Genomic DNA, 16,675 nt, shown 5'->3' on the forward strand with positions numbered 1-16,675 from the left:
ATGGTGCGGCGGCCACGCGGTTGCCGCGCAGCCCGATCTGCGCCAGCCGTTTGCCGGCCGGCGCTTAGGCGGAAAGCTGCTCGATGGTTTGCAGGATGCGCTTGTCCGAAATCGGATAAGGGGTGCCCAGCTGCTGGGCGAACAGGCTGACGCGCAGCTCTTCAATCATCCAGCGCACCTCTTTCACCTCTTCCTCCTGCTGGCGCTTCGGCGGCAGCTTGTTCAGCCACAGCTGCCAGGCCTGCTGCACCTGCTCCACCCGCAGCATTTGCGCGCGGTCGCGGTGCGGATCGATAGCCAGTTTCTCCAATCGGCGTTCAATCGCCTGCAGGTAACGCAGGGTATCCGGCAGGCGTTTCCAGCCGTTGTTGGTGACGAATCCGCGATAGACCAGCCCGCCGAGCTGGGTTTTCACGTCCGACAGCGCCAGCGCCAGCGACATGTCCACTCGCCCCTTCAGCCGCTTGTTGATGTTGAACACCGCCGTCAGGATCTGTTCGACCTGCCTGGCCACCTCCACCACGGTATCGTTCAATTCGGCGCGTATCTGTTCCTGCAGCCGGGCGAAGCGTTCTTCCTGCCATACCGGCCCGCCGTGTTCGGCAATCAGTTTGTCGATGCCGCAGGATATGCAGTCGTCGATCAGATCCAACACCTTGCCGTAAGGGTTGAAATACAGCCCCAGCTTGGCCTTGTTCGGCAGCTTCTCGTGCAGGTACTTGATTGGCGAGGGGATGTTCAGCAACAGCAGGCGGCGGGTGCCTTGCCACATCGCCTGTTGCTGCTCCCGCTCGCTGTCGAACAGGCGGATCGCCACGCTGTCTTTCTCGTCCACCAGCGCCGGGTAGGCCTTCATCGAGTAGCCGCCGCGTTTCTGCTCGTAGAACGCCGGCAGTTCGCCGAAGCTCCAGATATGCAGGTTGCTTTGCTCCAGCCCGTCGTCCGCCACCGCCGACAGCGTCTCCTGCACTTTGTCCTTCAATTGCAGCCGCAGCGCCGCCAAATCCTTGCCTTCGCGCAGGGTCTGGTGCTTTTCGCCCACCACCCGGAAGGTCATTTTCAGGTGATCGGGCACCTGATCCCACTGCCAGTCATCACGTGACACGGTCACACCAGTCATGCGGCGCAGCTCGCGCTCCAGCGCATCCAGCAGCGGCAGTTCCAGCGCGGTAACCCGGCCGAGGAACGCCTCGGCGTAGTTCGGCGCCGGCACAAAGTTGCGGCGCACCGGCTTCGGCAGCGATTTGATCAGCGCAATCACCAGTTCGCGACGAATGCCGGGAATTTGCCATTCAAAGCCCTGCTCCTCCACCTGATTGAGGATCGGCAGCGGGATGTGCACCGTCACGCCATCGGCGTCGGCGCCCGGTTCAAACTGGTAGCTCAACCGCAGCTTGAGATTGCCCTGATGCCAGAAATTCGGGTAGTCCAGCGCGCTGATTTTGTTGGCGCCGTCCTTAATCAGCATCTCTTTTTCGAAGTTGAGCAGGTCAGGCTGCTGCCTGCCGGCGTTTTTCCACCAGTTGTCGAAATGGCGGCCGGACACCACGTCGTTCGGAATGCGCTGGTCGTAGAAGCTGAACAGGGTTTCGTCGTCGACCAGAATGTCGCGACGGCGCGACTTATGCTCCAGCTCTTCCACTTCGGCGCGCAGCTTGAGGTTTTCCCGGAAGAACGCGTGGCGCGTCTGCCAGTCGCCCTCCACCAGCGCGTGGCGGATAAACAGTTCGCGGCACAGCAGCGGATCGATCGCGCCGTAGTTCACCTGGCGGGCGGCGACGATCGGCAAACCGAACAGCGTCACCTTCTCGCTGGCCATCACCGCGCCCTGCGATTTCGACCAGTGCGGCTCGCTGTAGCTGCGCTTCACCAGGTGCTGGGCCAGCGGTTCTATCCACTCGGGCTCGATGCGCGCGGCGATGCGCCCCCACAGGCGGCTGGTTTCCACCAGCTCGGCCACCATAGTCCATTTTGGCGGCTTCTTGAACAGCCCGGAGCCGGGGAAAATCGAGAAGCGGGCGTTGCGCGCGCCGGTAAACTCCTGCTTGTCGGCATCTTTCTGGCCGATATGCGACAGCAGGCCGGTCAGCAACGCGGTGTGCACGCTGCGGTAGTCGGAAGGCACGCTGTTGACCGGCAGGCCGAGCTCCTTCACCACCTGCCGCAGCTGGGTGTAGATATCCTGCCACTCGCGCACCCGCAGATAGTTGAGGAAATCGTTGCGGCACAGCCGGCGGAACTGGCTGGAGGACAGCGCTTTCTGCTGCTCTTTCAGGTAGTCCCACAGGTTGACGTACGCCAGAAAGTCCGAATCCTTGTCGGCGAAGCGGCGGTGCTTTTCGTCCGACGCCTGCTGCTTGTCCATCGGCCGTTCGCGCGGATCCTGGATCGACAGCGCGGCGGTGATGATCATCACCTCGCGTACGCTGCCGCTCTTCTGCGCCTCCAGCACCATGCGCGCCAGCCGAGGGTCGATCGGCAACTGCGCCAGCTGGCGGCCCTGCGGCGTCAGCTGATAATGGCCGTTGTCGGCGGTCCTGATGGCGCCCAGCTCTTCCAGCAGCCGCACGCCGTCCTGAATGTTGCGCTTGTCCGGCGCCTCCACGAACGGGAAGGCGGCGATGTCGCCCAGGCCGAGCGAGGTCATCTGCAAGATGACCGACGCCAGGTTGGTGCGCAGGATCTCCGGATCGGTAAATTCAGGCCGCGACAGGAAGTCCTGCTCCGAATACAGGCGGATGCAGACGCCCTCGGAAACGCGGCCGCAGCGGCCCTTGCGCTGGTTGGCCGAGGCCTGAGACACCGGCTCGATCGGCAGGCGCTGCACCTTGGTGCGGAAGCTGTAGCGGCTGATGCGCGCGGTGCCGGGGTCAATCACGTATTTGATGCCCGGCACCGTCAGCGAGGTTTCCGCCACGTTGGTCGCCAGCACGATACGCCGGCCGTGGTGCGACTGGAATACCCGGTTTTGCTCGCTGTTCGACAAACGCGCGTACAGCGGCAGCACCTCGGTGTGCGGCAGGTTTAAGCGGTTCAGCGCGTCGGCGGTATCGCGAATTTCGCGCTCGCCGCTCATAAAGATCAGGATATCGCCGGGCCCTTCGCGCCCGAGCTCATCCACCGCGTCGAAAATCGCCTGCAGCTGATCGCGTTCGGTATCGTCGGCGTCGTCGACCACCGGCCGATAACGCACCTCTACCGGGTAGGTGCGGCCGGACACTTCGATGATCGGCGCGTTGTTGAAGTGGCGCGAGAAGCGCTGCGGATCGATGGTGGCCGAGGTGATGATCACCTTCAGGTCCGGGCGTTTCGGCAGCAGCTCGCGCAGATAACCGAGGATGAAGTCGATGTTCAGGCTGCGCTCGTGCGCCTCGTCGATGATCAGCGTGTCGTACTGCATCAGCAGGCGGTCCTGCTGGATCTCCGCCAGCAGGATGCCGTCGGTCATCAGCTTGACCAGGGTGTTGTCGCTTACCTGGTCGTTAAAGCGCACCTTATAGCCGACGCTGCCGCCGAGCGGGGTTTCCAGCTCGTCGGCGATGCGGTTGGCCACGGTGCGCGCCGCCAGACGGCGCGGCTGGGTGTGGCCGATCAGCCCTTTCACGCCGCGCCCCAGCTCCAGGCAAATCTTCGGCAGCTGGGTGGTTTTGCCCGAGCCGGTTTCACCGGCGACGATCACCACCTGGTTTTCTCGAATGGCGTCCAGGATGTCCTGTTTTTTCTGGCTGACCGGCAGGTTTGCCGGGTAGCTGATTTTCGGGCACGCGGCGGCGCGCGCCTGCACTTTTTGCCGCGCCGCCGCGATGTCACTTTCCAGCTCGCCGGCCACCGCGGCCAGAGCATCGGGATTTTTGATTTTTCGTGCGCCCTGCAGGCGGCGCTGCAGGCGTTGTTGATCGCGGAGCATCAGCTCGCCCAGTTGGGCCGGCACTGTCTCGAGCGGAGATTTCACGTTCGGCATTCCTTGTTTCATCGCTGCTGTGACGAGGCTTGGCAACGGTTTAATGGTGTTTTAGCGATTTTTCAGCTTTAGCCGCACAGCCTATCACACGCGGCTTTTTCCCCATAATCCCTCTGCTTGAGAGGCATCATGTCATTCAATAAAATCGAACGAAGAACTCGAAATATTGCGCTATCACTGTTGGAAAAATGTGAATAGCATGTACTCCATGCAAAGGACGCTCCGTCCTGATGTCACTGTCATAACGTAAGGAATTACCGATGAGCAAAGTATTGGTTCTTAAATCCAGCATCCTGGCGACCTATTCTCAGTCTAACCAACTGGCTGATTTCTTCGTTGAACAATGGGGCAACACCCACGGCAACGATACCATTACCGTGCGCGATTTGGCCGCACAGCCAATTCCGGTGCTGGACGGCGAACTGGTCGGCGCCCTGCGCCCTTCGGATGCGCCGCTGACGCCGCGCCAGAAAGAAGCGCTGGCGCTGTCCGACGAACTGATCGCCGAGCTGCAGGCCAATGACGTCATCGTGATGGCGGCGCCGATGTACAACTTCAACATCCCGACCCAGCTGAAAAACTATTTCGACCTGATCGCCCGCGCCGGCGTCACCTTCCGCTACACCGAAAACGGCCCGGAAGGCCTGGTGAAAGGCAAGCGCGCCATCATCCTCACCAGCCGCGGCGGCATCCATAAAGGCACGCCGACCGATCTGGTTGAGCCTTACCTGCGCCTGTTCCTGGGCTTTATCGGCATCACCGACGTCGAATTCGTGTTCGCGGAAGGCATCGCCTACGGTCCGGACGTGGCGACCAAGGCTCAGGAAGACGCCAAAGCGGCGCTGGCTCAGGTGGTGACCGCCTGACGCCCGCGCAGGGGAGCGCCGCCCCTGCTCCGCAGGATCCTCATCCTGTCAAACCTGCACTGCCCTCATAATAATCCAATGTCTGTATTACCGTTGCGCGCCTGATGGCGCGCTTTTTTTATTTCTTCAGCCATTGGCCGTTGATGCCGCGCACATATTCGCCGCTTGGCGCCCGCGTCACCAGCTTTTGCCCCGCCATGCGCGCCACTTCGTCGATCGCGATGTGATTGCCGTCCGCCACTTCCTGGTATTTCTCGGCGCGGCCGGCGTTGATGCGCTTTACCAGATCCAGCGTTTCCGCATCCTGCTTCACCGGCGCGATATAGCCGCTGAGGGTTTCGCCCACTCGCCCCTGCTGTTTGGCTTCGTCCAGCGTCAGCGCCATCGCCAACCCGCTGAAAAGCCAACTGGCGCCCATCAGCCACAAATAACGTTTTTTCATGTTGGCTCCTAGAACAGACCGCTTTGGTTCTTCAGCAGATTTTCCACGTCTTTATCCACCTTGATATGAATTTCGTGCTCGATCTTGACGTTCATATTGATGGTGATCGGATCTTTGGGCGTCGCCACCTCGATGCGCGGCACGCAGCCGCTCAGCAAGGAGGCGCTCAGCACCGTCGCCAGCACCGGCGCGCTCATGATTTTCATTGTTGTTCCCCAGGTTGTGAGAGGGCCTGCTCCAGCCACTCCTGTAAATTGTCGCCGAAGCGCAGGCTGCGCCACAGCTGAAACACGTTTTCCCGATGGCTGTAGTTCAGGATCACCTCGCGCTTGGCGTTTTTCTGCGGATTAACCCCGTCGATGCGCGCCCGCAGCGTCAGTTCGCCCAGGTTGTCCAGATCGACCCTGGCCTGCGAACGGTTGATTTCCATATAGCGCAGCCAGTCGATGGCCGCGCCGGTGGCCAGGTTATTGCTGCCGATGGCGTCGGCCATGTCCTTGTCCAGCCGCAGCGTCAGGGTGCCGGCGTTGGCGATCCAACCGTCGTGCACCAGCCATTTCGGGTGGTTCAGGTACAGCGGCAATTCGCCGTCGACCCGGCCGGACATGGCGAATTGTTTCGGCTTCAGCGCGGTAAACAGCGCGCTGAGATCCACTTTGTCCAGTTTGAGCACCGCGGCGTCATGCTGCGGCAAGCGCAGCGCCGACAGGCTGATATGCCCGTTCAGGGCATCCACCCCAACGTTGCTCAGCGTCAGCGGCGCCCCCTCATCGTAAGGATAGGTGCCCTGCAGATCGGCGGTGATGTTCTGCATTTCAAACAGGTTGCTGAAGGATTTGATGCGCAGCATGACCGGCCGCCTGGCGCCCAGTTGCCACCGGTGGTTCTTCAACCGGTAGGACATGACAAAATCCAGGCCGCTCATTTCGCCGTCTTTCAGCCACATGCCGCCGTTCTTCACCACCCAGTGGCCGCCGGCTTCAAACCCCTGCACCCGGGCGGCGGAAAACGCCGACTGCGCGTAAAACTCGCCGTCGCGCAGCGTAATGTTCAAATCCGGTGAAATCAGCGGCTGGAATACCTTCAGCGACTGCTTCGGCCACCAGCCTTCGCCGCGCAGGCGCTCGCCGTCCCAGCGGCCGCGCAGCGCGATCGGGCCGATTTGCTCGGCCTGCAGCTTGCCCTGCAGCTGGAAGCTGTCCGGAGCGCTGCCTTTGAGCTGTAACGCCAACACCGGCGCCGGCAGGTGGCCGCCGTCGTTGAAGCTGACCTTGCTCGCCGCCAGCTGCAGTTCGCCGTTGAACGCCGGGGCCTGTTGACCCCGCTGCCAGCGCAGAGGCCGGCTCAGGGTCAGGCGCGGCGCATCGACGGTGACCAGACCGTATTTCAGTTTATCGAAGCCGGTGGAAAGCCTGTCGAGCTCCAGCGCGCTGTCCTGCCAGCGGCCGCTGCCGGCCACGTCCCAGGCGGCCTGCAGCGGCGGCAGCTGGCCATTGCCCCAATAGCGCCACTGCCAGTCGCCGTGATCCGGCCAAAAGTCCTGCGCCTTGCCGTCCAGGTGCAGCTTGAAACGCCCCCAGTAGCTGTCGCTGGCGTTAATGATCGCCTGCAGGCGGCCGGTGATGCCGTTGGCCGTGACCTTCACCCCGGCCAGCGGCAAACGCGCCTCTTCCAGCTTCATCTCCGGCGTGGCGTTGCCCCACAGGCGCAACAACGCCCCCGGCTGCAGCACCAGCGTTGGGTTCAGCATGCTGCCGCCGAGAATGCCGGGGATCGAAGCGGTCAGGGAGAAGTCGGCCAGGTTGGCCTGCCCGGTCAGTTGAAAACGCAAATCGCTGTCGGTCAGCCCGATCTTGCCCGGCCCCAGCGTCAACACGGCGTTGCCCTTGCCGTTGTGGCCGGCGGTGATCACATTGAGGCGAGCGCTGACCTGGGTTTCATCGAAGCCTTTGCTCCAGTCGTGCAGCGCGATGCTCAGGCCGCCGGTCAGCGGTTGCTGGCTGTACGGCCAGCGCCACTCGCCCTGCCGGATGCTGACCTGCTGCGGGGTGACTTCCCACGGCAGCGTGGCCAGCGGCCGTTCGTCGCCCTTTTCGGTCAACGTCAACACGCCTTGCCGATGGTGCCAGCGCATATCCAGCAACAGCGGTTTTTCCAGGTAACCGGTCTGCATTTCACCCTGCAGCGCGCCCTGTTCCGGTACGCTGGCCATATCCAACGGCATGGCGACCTTGCCGGTCAGGCGCAGCGGCCGTTCGCCGTTCGGCGGCGTGACGATCAGGCGGTTTAACCTCAGCTGCTGCTGCGGATCCAGCAGCGCTTCCGCGCTGAGATGGCGGCCCTGATAATGCAGGCGCTGCCCTTCGGCATCAGCGCTCAGCTGCAGTTGGCCGGCGTAGCGCTGCCAGGGGATCACAGTGAGTTGATTGATGGTGAGATCCAGCGGCGGAAGCCGCTTTTGCAACCGATCGAGCGCCAACGGCGGGCTGTCGGCGGCCGCGGCCGGCAGTTTGGATAAACAGGCGGTATCGACGCTGGCCCGTTCGCTGAGCAACTGCCAGCGCCCCTGGCGGTAGGCCAACCGGGTTGGCCCGAGATTGGCCAGCACGCAGTCTTGCGCCTTGAATCGGGCGCCGTCCAGCTGCAGCCCGCCCTGTCGCCAGTGCAGATTGCCCTGCAGCGTCAGCTGGCTGCCCTGCGGCAACCAGTGCGCTAACAGGCTCGGCAGCCAGCGCGGCAGGGTTTGCCACAGCGCCAGCAGCAGGATCACGCAACCCGCCACCATCCCTATGAATATTTTCAATCGCTTAGTCATTAAATGATTGTTTCAGTCCTGAGTGAGGCAACAGGGTAAGTCTATGCCTGAATTAGCAATAATGATGGCACGAATTTGACACCGGGTGAAGCCGGGAGCGGCGCTAAACGCCGCCCGCGGGGGTTTTGCCCCCCTGCGCGACGGGTTCTGTAGGTTTTAGTTACATATTCGTCACATAAAGGGGGGTGCTTTCAGACTTTTGTTATTGTTGTTGCACTTGAGGATTAATAGGCTGGCAACCATTCCAATAAAAGTAAGCTGTTAGCTAACTGTGTATTAGAGAAGCCATTCCCCACACCCCCGTGGGGATTTTTTTGTCGCCATCGCCCGCCGCCGCGCCCCTCTTGATAACCGCCGCTCAAGCGCAGAAAATGCCTTGATGCCAGCCCATTTCAAAATGCTAACCAATTGTAGAATTTACTAAAATCTGTTAAATTGATCACAAAATCACGGTGGAGAAACCACGATGAAATTGGCGATATACAGTACTAAACAGTATGACCGTAAATATCTCGAACTGGTGAATCAGCAGTTTGGCTTTGAGCTGGAGTTTTTCGATTTCATGCTCAGCAAGAAAACCGCCAAAACCGCCGCCGGATGCAAGGCGGTGTGTATTTTCGTCAACGACGACGGCAGCCGTGAAGTGCTCGAAGAACTGGCGGCGTTAGGGGTGGAGATCCTCGCCCTGCGTTGCGCCGGCTTCAACAACGTGGACCTGGACGCCGCCAGGCGTCTGGGCATCAAGGTGGTGCGCGTGCCGGCCTATTCCCCGGAAGCGGTGGCCGAACACGCGGTTGGCATGATGATGTGCCTGAACCGCCGCATTCACCGCGCCTATCAGCGCACCCGCGACGCCAACTTCTCGCTGGAAGGGCTGATCGGCTTCAACATGCACAACCGCACCGCCGGGGTGATCGGCACCGGCAAAATAGGCGTGGCGACCATGCGCATCCTGAAAGGCTTCGGCATGCGGCTGCTGGCTTACGATCCTTTCCCAAGCGAACAGGCGCTGGCGCTGGGCGCGGAATATGTCGATCTGAAAACGCTGTACGCGCAGTCTGACGTCATCACCCTGCACTGCCCGCTGACGCCGGAAAACCACCACCTGCTGAATGCCGACGCCTTCGCGATGATGAAAGACGGCGTGATGGTGATCAACACCAGCCGCGGCGCGCTGATCGACTCCACCGCCGCCATCGACGCGCTGAAACAGCAGAAAATCGGCGCGCTGGGCATGGACGTTTACGAAAATGAGCGCGATCTGTTCTTCGAAGACAAATCGAACGACGTGATCCAGGATGACGTGTTCCGTCGCCTGTCGGCCTGCCACAACGTGCTGTTTACCGGCCACCAGGCCTTCCTGACCGAAGAAGCGCTGACCAGCATCTCGCAGACCACGCTGCAGAACATCGGCCAGCTGGAGCGCGGCGAAAACTGCCCTAACCAGTTGAATGCCTGACCACTCCGCCGGGCGCACGGCGGCGCCCGCACTCGAGGAGCGATAACGATGAAAAAATGGGCGTTGGTGGCCCTGGCGGCAGCGGTATTGGCGGGGTGCGGCATGAACCGGCCGCAGGAGCGCATCCAGGCAAGCGACCTGCTGCATCACAATTTTGTGCTGTCCAGCGTCGACGGCGTGGCGGTCGCGGCCCGGTCGGGCAACCCGCCCAACCTGGAATTCGGCGAAAAGATGCATGTCTCCGGCGCCATGTGCAGCCGCATCTTCGGCCAGGGCCAGCTGGCGGACGGGGTGCTGACGGTGAAAAACCTGGCCACCACCCGCATGACGTGTGCCGATGCGCAGCGCAATCGGTGGGACCGAACGATCCGCGCGCTGCTGCAAAACGGCGCAAAAGTCACCCTCAGCGCGCAGCGGTTAACGCTGAGCGACGGCGACCATACCCTGGTATATACCCTGAGAGACTGGGTGCAGTGATCCTTGTTCACCAGACCGCGCAAGGTCCGGTGACTGCCGTTATCCGGCGTTGGCGCAGGCCCCCTGGCCCAGCGTCCGCTCTTCGCACTGCATGCCGTTCGGCATCTGGCACATGCGCAGCGCTTCGCCGTTCAGATTGTGCGCAATGGTGGTGACGCCCCCCACGCCCGCGCAGTTGGCGCTGGTTTGCAGGGTATTGATCCTGGCGCTGTTGCCCTGTTGTACCGGTTCGTCATTATTACTGCTGCAGGCGGCCAAAAACAGCACGGCGCTGGCCAGCAACCATTTTGATGTTGTCATTATTCCACTCCTGAACCCGAAACTGCGCTGTGTAAAATCGCCATTGCCGATAACGCGCGTCACTAATGCGGACACGTTTTGTTATCTTTGATGCAAACTCGTTTAATCTAGCTTGATATATAAATAATGAAAATATATTCCAGCAATTATTTGCCGTTTTTTTGAACGCCACGGACATTTATTTTCGTTAAAGGATATTTGCACCATGATTACAGACCTTTTGTTACGTATCGCCCTCGCCGGCGCGCTGGGCGGCCTGATTGGCCTGGAGCGCCAGCTGCGCGCCAAAGAGGCCGGTTTGCGCACCCATATTCTGGTGGGCATCGGCAGCGCAATGTTTATGATCGTGTCGAAGTACGGCTTTGACGACCTGCTCAGCCTGTCGCACGTGGAACTGGACCCGAGCCGCGTCGCCGCCCAGGTGGTCAGCGGCATGGGGTTCCTCGGCGCGGGCACCATCATGATACAAAAGCAGGTGGTGAAAGGGCTGACCACCGCCGCCGGGCTGTGGGTGACGGCGGCGATCGGCTTGGTGATCGGCAGCGGGCTGTATCAGATCGGCATCTACGGCACGCTGATGACCCTGGTGGTGCTGGAGGTGTTCCGTCAGCTCAGCAATCGGCTGATCGGCCATCACCATTATTTGCTGATGCGCCTGACGCCGCACAGCGTGCCGGCGGTGCTGCTGGAGCTGCAAAAGCTGCGCATCCGCCCGGCGCACCTGGCGGTAACCCAGCGCGAAGGCGACGCCGAGCTTTGTGAGCTGTCGCTGGAGGTGACGCTGTCACCCAAGCGACAAATCGCCGATATTTATCAGCGGGTGATGGCGGTGCCGGGGGTTAATTCACTTGACGTGCGCTAGCCCGCCGCTGCGCATTTTTTGCTACCGGCCAGCGCGTTATTTACGGCTATGCTGCTGTCGCTAACTTATTAGCATTCCACTATTTTCAGTGAATGATGACTGAATTCTTCAACCGGCGCGGCATTATGTCACGCCGGATTTTTTCACCAATAAATAACGCTCAATGCACCGAGGCTTTCGACAGCAAATTAATCACCAGCACCCCGGCGATAATTAAACCCATGCCAATCACCGCCGGCCAATCCAGTTTCTGTTGGTAAACGAATACGGCGGCGATCGAAACCAACACGATGCCCATCCCTGACCAGATGGCGTAAACGATGCCCAGCGGCAGGGTCTTGACCACCATCGACAACCCCCAGAAAGCCACGCCGTAGCCGGCTACCACCAGTAACGACGGCCACAGGCGGGTAAAGCCTTCCGAGGCTTTCAGCATGGTGGTGGCGATCACTTCCGCGACGATCGCCATCGTCAAATACATAAATGCGCTCATGCTTCTTCTTCTCTATCTTCATCGGTTCGCCAGTATGGCGTGCAGGAAATAAATTGTCGTTAAACAATCATGACAATTCCCTGTTTTATCGCAATGTTGCTGCAGGAAATATTCCCTTACCCCGCCGATTGCCGATTTATCCGCCGCCACACAATCGCGATAAAGAGCGGTTATCGCGCTCTGCTAGACTTTATTAATTACTGCGGGGGGCGACTTCCGCAGCTTTTCGAGCAATGAAAGGTAAAGTCGATGATTACTACAGATGGTAATAATGCAGTCGCTTCCGTGGCCTACCGCACCAACGAAGTGATTGCCATCTACCCTATCACCCCCAGCTCCACCATGGCGGAACAGGCGGATTCCTGGTCGGGCGACGGCCGGCAGAATATTTGGGGCGACGTACCGCGCGTGGTCGAAATGCAGTCGGAGGGCGGCGCCATCGCCACCGTGCACGGCGCCTTGCAAACCGGCGCGCTTTCCACCTCGTTCACCTCGTCGCAGGGTCTGCTGTTGATGATCCCGACGCTGTACAAACTGGCCGGCGAGTTGACGCCCTTCGTGCTGCACGTCGCCGCGCGCACCGTGGCCACCCACGCGCTGTCGATCTTCGGCGACCATTCGGACGTGATGGCGGTGCGCCAGACCGGCTGCGCCATGCTGTGCGCCAGCAACGTGCAGGAAGCGCAGGATTTCGCGCTGATTGCCCAAACCGCCAGCCTCAACAGCCGCCTGCCGTTTATTCACTTCTTCGACGGTTTCCGCACCTCGCATGAAATCAACAAGATAGTGCCGCTGAGCGACGATTCGCTGCGCCAGATGCTGCCGCAGGCGGCGATCGATGCGCACCGCAGCCGGGCGCTGTCGCCGGATCATCCGGTGGTGCGCGGCACCTCCGCCAATCCGGACACCTATTTCCAGTCGCGTGAAGCCACTAACCCGTGGTACGACGACGGCGAGCGGCACGTCGTCGACGCGATGGACAAATTCGCCCGAATCACCGGGCGCGCCTACCGGCCCTTTGAGTATTACGGCCATCCGCAGGCCGATCGCGTGGCGATCCTGATGGGATCCGCCATCGGCACCTGCGAAGAAGCGGTCGATGCCCTGCTGAGCCGCGGCGAAAAGGTCGGCGTGCTGAAGGTGCGTCTGTTCCGGCCGTTCTCCGCCCGGCATCTGCTCGGCGTGCTGCCGGAAAGCGTGCGCAACGTCGCGGTGCTGGATCGCACCAAGGAGCCGGGCGCGCTGGCCGAGCCGCTGTATCTCGACGTGATGACCGCGCTGGCGGAAGCCTTCAGCCGCGGCGAGCGCGCCAGCCTGCCGAGGGTGATTGGCGGCCGCTACGGGCTGTCGTCGAAAGAGTTCGGGCCGGACTGCGCGCTGGCGGTGTTCCGCGAGCTGGCGCAGCCCCAGCCGCGGCCGCGCTTCACCGTCGGCATCTTCGACGATGTCAGCGGCCTGTCGCTGCCGCTGAGCGACGAAACCCTGCCGCCGCGCGCCTCGCTGGAGGCGCTGTTCTATGGGCTGGGCAGCGACGGCTCGGTGTCCGCCACCAAAAACAATATCAAAATCATCGGCAACGGTACCCCGCTGTATGCCCAGGGGTATTTCGTCTACGACTCGAAAAAGGCCGGCGGCCTGACGGTTTCACACCTGCGCGTAAGCGAGCAGCCGATCAACTCGGCCTACCTAGTCAGCCACGCCGACTTCGTTGGCTGCCACCAGCTGCAGTTTATCGATAAATACCAGATGGTTGAGCGCCTGAAGCCCGGCGGCATCTTCCTGCTCAATACCCCTTACGGCGCCGAAGAGGCGTGGTCGCGGCTGCCGCAGGAGGTGCAGGCCCTGTTGAACCAGCGCCAGGCGCGCTTCTATATCATCAACGCCGCCAGGCTGGCGCGCGAATGCCAGCTCGGCGCGCGCATCAACACCGTCATGCAGATGGCGTTCTTCCACCTGACGCAGATCCTGCCGAGCGAGGTGGCGCTGCAGCAGCTGCAGGACGCCATTTCCCGCAGTTACAGCAGCAAAGGCCAGGAGATCGTCGAGCGCAACTGGCAGGCGCTGGGCGCCACCCGCAGCGCATTGGTCGAGATCCCGCGGCGGCCGGTCGACGCCGCCAGCCCGATGCGCCCGCCGGTGGTTTCCGACGCCGCGCCGGACTTCGTCAAGACCGTCACCGCCGCGATGCTGGCCGGGCTGGGCGATGCCCTGCCGGTTTCCGCCTTCCCGCCGGACGGCACCTGGCCGGTCGGCACCACCCAGTGGGAAAAACGCAATATCGCCGAACAGATCCCCATCTGGCGGCCGGATCTGTGCACCCAATGCAACCACTGCGTCGCCGCCTGCCCGCACTCCGCCATTCGCGCCAAGGTGGTGCCGCCCGGGGCGATGGAACAGGCGCCGGCTTCGCTGCAGTCGCTGGACGTGAAGGCGCGCGACATGCGCGGCCAGAAATATGTGCTGCAGGTGGCGCCGGAAGACTGCACCGGCTGTAACCTGTGCGTAGAGGTCTGCCCGGCGAAAGATCGTCAGAACCCGGAAATCAAGGCGATCAATATGGCCTCGCGCCTCGATAATCTGGACGCGGAAAAAGCGCATTACGACTTCTTCCTGCAGCTGCCGGAGATCGACCCGGCGCAGATGGAGCGCATCGACATCCGCACCTCGCAGCTGATCACCCCGCTGTTCGAATACTCCGGCGCCTGCTCCGGCTGCGGCGAAACGCCGTATATCAAACTGCTGACCCAGCTGTACGGCGATCGGCTGCTGATCGCCAACGCCACCGGCTGTTCGTCGATCTACGGCGGCAACCTGCCGACCACCCCGTACACCACCAATGCCGAAGGCCGCGGGCCGGCCTGGGCCAACTCGCTGTTCGAAGATAACGCCGAATTCGGGCTGGGCTTCCGCCTGACGGTCGACCAGCACCGCATCCGGGTGCTGCGCCTGCTGAACACCCTGGCGCCGCAGCTGCCAGAACAGCTGGTCAATGCGCTGCAGATGACCGACATCGCGCCGGAGCCGCGCCGCCAACAGATAGCCGAACTGCGCACGCGGCTGGCGCTGCTGGACGGCGACGACGCGCGCCAGCTGGTGACCGACGCCGATTATCTGGTGGATAAATCCATTTGGCTGATCGGCGGAGACGGCTGGGCCTATGACATCGGCTTCGGCGGGCTGGACCATGTGCTCAGCCTGACCGAAAACGTCAACGTGCTGGTGCTCGATACCCAGTGCTACTCCAATACCGGCGGCCAGCAGTCGAAGGCCACCCCGCTCGGTGCGGTCACCAAGTTCGGCGAGCACGGCAAGCGCAAGGCGCGCAAGGACTTGGGGGTCAGCATGATGATGTACGGCCACGTCTACGTCGCCCAAATTTCACTGGGCGCGCAGCTCAACCAGACGGTGAAGGCGATTCAGGAGGCGGAAGCCTATCCGGGGCCGTCGCTGATCATCGCCTACAGCCCCTGCGAGGAGCACGGTTACGATCTGGCGCTCAGCCACGATCAGATGAAACAGTTGACCGCCACCGGCTTCTGGCCGCTGTACCGCTTCGATCCGCGCCGCAGCGCCGAAGGCAAGGTGGCGCTGGCGCTGGATTCACGGCCGCCGAACAGCGACCTGACCGAAACCCTGCTCAAGGAACAGCGCTTCCGCCGGCTGAACTCGCAGCAGCCGGAGGTGGCCAGCGCGCTGTATCGGGCCGCCGAGCGGGAGCTGAAGGAGAAGTACGATTTCCTCAGCCTGCTGGCCGGCAAGGCGGATAAATCCTCCGCCGAGTAACCCCGGGGGCGCGAGCGATTCGCGCCCCGCTGTCATATTTGCCGGCGCAATCTTGGGCTATTTGGCTTTTCAGCCGCAGACGTCGGCAAATCGGCGATAAAACGACTGGCATTCGGCCGCACAATCCGTACCATACAGGCCTCGCTTAGGGCGCGTGGAGGCACGATGATGAATAATGATCAAATCAGCCTGTTGAATGTTAAACTCGCTATCTAAAATGCCATGCCCCCATAGTGCCCCCAATTGAGAATGAGCACGATTTAAATGTCAGAAAAGCAAACCGTTAGCCAAAAAGAGCAGTACAACCTCAACAAGCTGCAGAAACGCCTGCGCCGCAACGTGGGCGAAGCGATCGCCGATTTCAATATGATTGAGGAAGGCGACCGCATCATGGTCTGCCTGTCCGGCGGCAAAGACAGCTACACCATGCTGGAAATTCTGCGCAATCTGCAGCAGAGCGCGCCGGTGAACTTCTCGCTGGTGGCGGTGAACCTCGATCAGAAACAGCCCGGTTTCCCGGAGCATATCCTGCCCGCCTATTTGGAAAAACTCGGGGTGGAATACAAAATCGTCGAGGAAAACACCTACAGCATCGTCAAGGACAAGATCCCGGAAGGCAAAACCACCTGCTCCCTGTGTTCACGCCTGCGCCGCGGCATTCTCTACCGCACCGCCACCGAACTGGGCGCCACCAAGATAGCCCTGGGCCATCACCGCGACGACATCCTGCAGACGCTGTTCCTCAATATGTTCTACGGCGGCAAACTGAAGGGCATGCCGCCGAAGCTGATGAGCGACGACGGCAAACACGTGGTGATCCGCCCGCTGGCCTATTGCCGCGAGAAAGATATCGAACGTTTCTCGACCGCTAAAGCCTTCCCGATCATTCCGTGCAACCTGTGCGGCTCGCAGCCCAACCTGCAGCGCCAGGTGATCGGCGACATGCTGCGCGATTGGGACAAGCGCTATCCAGGGCGCCTGGAGACCATGTTCAGCGCGATGCAGAACGTGGTTCCTTCACACCTTAGCGATATCAACCTGTTTGATTTCAAAGGCATTCACCACGGCAGCGAGGTGGTAGACGGCGGCGACCTGGCGTTTGATCGCGAAGAGCTCCCGCTGCAGCCGGTGGGCTGGCAGCCGGAAGAGACGGACGACGCCGCACCGGCGCTGGAACGTTTGAACGTGCTCGAAATCAAATAATCCCCTGCCGCCCG

General features: G+C 61.5%; 12 protein-coding genes. 6 read left to right on the plus strand and 6 right to left on the minus strand.

All coding sequences use genetic code 11. The annotated features are described in order from the left end of the window. Positions 1–64: 64 nt before the first annotated feature. On the minus strand, positions 65–3,952 hold the full coding sequence (gene hrpA, locus D7I37_RS21015) for an ATP-dependent RNA helicase HrpA (RefSeq protein WP_165283117.1): 3,888 nt from the start codon (positions 3,950–3,952) through the stop codon (positions 65–67). A gap of 269 nt (positions 3,953–4,221) precedes the next feature. Here hrpA and azoR point away from each other — a divergent pair, with 269 nt between their 5' ends. Beyond that, positions 4,222–4,827, plus strand: a complete 606-nt coding sequence (azoR, locus tag D7I37_RS21020) for an FMN-dependent NADH-azoreductase (RefSeq protein WP_061795163.1) — start codon at positions 4,222–4,224, stop codon at positions 4,825–4,827. Between the two features lie 118 nt (positions 4,828–4,945). On the opposite strand, the gene D7I37_RS21025 is transcribed toward azoR, so the two are convergent. Genes D7I37_RS21025 through D7I37_RS21035 form a run of 3 tightly spaced genes read right to left on the minus strand, consistent with a single transcriptional unit; the run spans position 4,946 to position 8,084 of the window. Next, positions 4,946–5,269 carry a YdbL family protein gene (locus D7I37_RS21025; protein ID WP_061795162.1) on the minus strand — a complete coding sequence of 108 codons (324 nt, stop codon included), beginning with the start codon at positions 5,267–5,269 and terminating at the stop codon, positions 4,946–4,948. 8 nt (positions 5,270–5,277) lie between these two features. After that, positions 5,278–5,475, minus strand: a complete 198-nt coding sequence (locus D7I37_RS21030) for a YnbE family lipoprotein (protein ID WP_061795161.1) — start codon at positions 5,473–5,475, stop codon at positions 5,278–5,280. Continuing rightward, positions 5,472–8,084, minus strand: a complete 2,613-nt coding sequence (locus tag D7I37_RS21035; RefSeq protein ID WP_129544296.1) for a YdbH family protein — start codon at positions 8,082–8,084, stop codon at positions 5,472–5,474. The genes D7I37_RS21030 and D7I37_RS21035 overlap by 4 nt, the downstream gene beginning before the upstream one ends. A gap of 466 nt (positions 8,085–8,550) precedes the next feature. On the opposite strand from D7I37_RS21035, the gene D7I37_RS21040 reads away from it, so the two are divergent. Then, entirely contained in the window at positions 8,551–9,543 is a 993-nt protein-coding gene (locus D7I37_RS21040; RefSeq protein WP_061795159.1) for a 2-hydroxyacid dehydrogenase, read from the plus strand. A gap of 48 nt (positions 9,544–9,591) precedes the next feature. After that, on the plus strand, positions 9,592–10,020 hold the full coding sequence (gene hslJ, locus D7I37_RS21045; RefSeq protein WP_129544297.1) for a heat shock protein HslJ: 429 nt from the start codon (positions 9,592–9,594) through the stop codon (positions 10,018–10,020). Between the two features lie 39 nt (positions 10,021–10,059). Here hslJ and D7I37_RS21050 read toward each other — a convergent pair whose 3' ends face one another. Next, a complete protein-coding gene (locus tag D7I37_RS21050; protein ID WP_061795157.1) occupies positions 10,060–10,320 on the minus strand; it encodes a DUF333 domain-containing protein in 261 nt (86 codons plus the stop codon). A 205-nt stretch (positions 10,321–10,525) separates the two neighbouring features. On the opposite strand from D7I37_RS21050, the gene D7I37_RS21055 reads away from it, so the two are divergent. Next, positions 10,526–11,182 (plus strand): MgtC/SapB family protein, encoded by a 657-nt coding sequence (locus D7I37_RS21055; RefSeq protein ID WP_095097725.1) that lies wholly within the window; start codon positions 10,526–10,528, stop codon positions 11,180–11,182. A 160-nt stretch (positions 11,183–11,342) separates the two neighbouring features. Here D7I37_RS21055 and ssmE read toward each other — a convergent pair whose 3' ends face one another. Further along, on the minus strand, positions 11,343–11,675 hold the full coding sequence (gene ssmE / locus D7I37_RS21060) for a multidrug efflux SMR transporter SsmE (RefSeq protein ID WP_061795155.1): 333 nt from the start codon (positions 11,673–11,675) through the stop codon (positions 11,343–11,345). Positions 11,676–11,924: 249 nt separating this feature from the next. On the opposite strand from ssmE, the gene nifJ reads away from it, so the two are divergent. Next, the gene (nifJ, locus tag D7I37_RS21065; protein ID WP_129544298.1) at positions 11,925–15,458 is read left to right on the plus strand and encodes a pyruvate:ferredoxin (flavodoxin) oxidoreductase; all 3,534 of its coding nucleotides are present in this window, start codon (positions 11,925–11,927) and stop codon (positions 15,456–15,458) included. 264 nt (positions 15,459–15,722) lie between these two features. Continuing rightward, positions 15,723–16,661, plus strand: coding sequence for a tRNA 2-thiocytidine(32) synthetase TtcA (gene ttcA / locus D7I37_RS21070; RefSeq protein WP_129544299.1), 939 nt, complete (start codon positions 15,723–15,725; stop codon positions 16,659–16,661). Positions 16,662–16,675: the final 14 nt, after the last annotated feature.

Source organism: Serratia sp. 1D1416, from assembly GCF_003641105.1.
GTDB classification, from domain to species: domain Bacteria; phylum Pseudomonadota; class Gammaproteobacteria; order Enterobacterales; family Enterobacteriaceae; genus Serratia; species Serratia ficaria.

Bases quoted from the DNA above. Each gene is read 5' to 3' on its own strand.
- azoR (WP_061795163.1), top strand. From the start codon at position 4,222: ATGAGCAAAGTATTGGTTCTTAAATCCAGCATCCTGGCGACCTATTCT.
- D7I37_RS21025 (WP_061795162.1), bottom strand. From the start codon at position 5,269: ATGAAAAAACGTTATTTGTGGCTGATGGGCGCCAGTTGGCTTTTCAGC.
- D7I37_RS21030 (WP_061795161.1), bottom strand. From the start codon at position 5,475: ATGAAAATCATGAGCGCGCCGGTGCTGGCGACGGTGCTGAGCGCCTCC.
- D7I37_RS21035 (WP_129544296.1), bottom strand. From the start codon at position 8,084: ATGACTAAGCGATTGAAAATATTCATAGGGATGGTGGCGGGTTGCGTG.
- D7I37_RS21040 (WP_061795159.1), top strand. From the start codon at position 8,551: ATGAAATTGGCGATATACAGTACTAAACAGTATGACCGTAAATATCTC.
- hslJ (WP_129544297.1), top strand. From the start codon at position 9,592: ATGAAAAAATGGGCGTTGGTGGCCCTGGCGGCAGCGGTATTGGCGGGG.
- D7I37_RS21050 (WP_061795157.1), bottom strand. From the start codon at position 10,320: ATGACAACATCAAAATGGTTGCTGGCCAGCGCCGTGCTGTTTTTGGCC.
- D7I37_RS21055 (WP_095097725.1), top strand. From the start codon at position 10,526: ATGATTACAGACCTTTTGTTACGTATCGCCCTCGCCGGCGCGCTGGGC.
- ssmE (WP_061795155.1), bottom strand. From the start codon at position 11,675: ATGAGCGCATTTATGTATTTGACGATGGCGATCGTCGCGGAAGTGATC.
- nifJ (WP_129544298.1), top strand. From the start codon at position 11,925: ATGATTACTACAGATGGTAATAATGCAGTCGCTTCCGTGGCCTACCGC.
- ttcA (WP_129544299.1), top strand. From the start codon at position 15,723: ATGTCAGAAAAGCAAACCGTTAGCCAAAAAGAGCAGTACAACCTCAAC.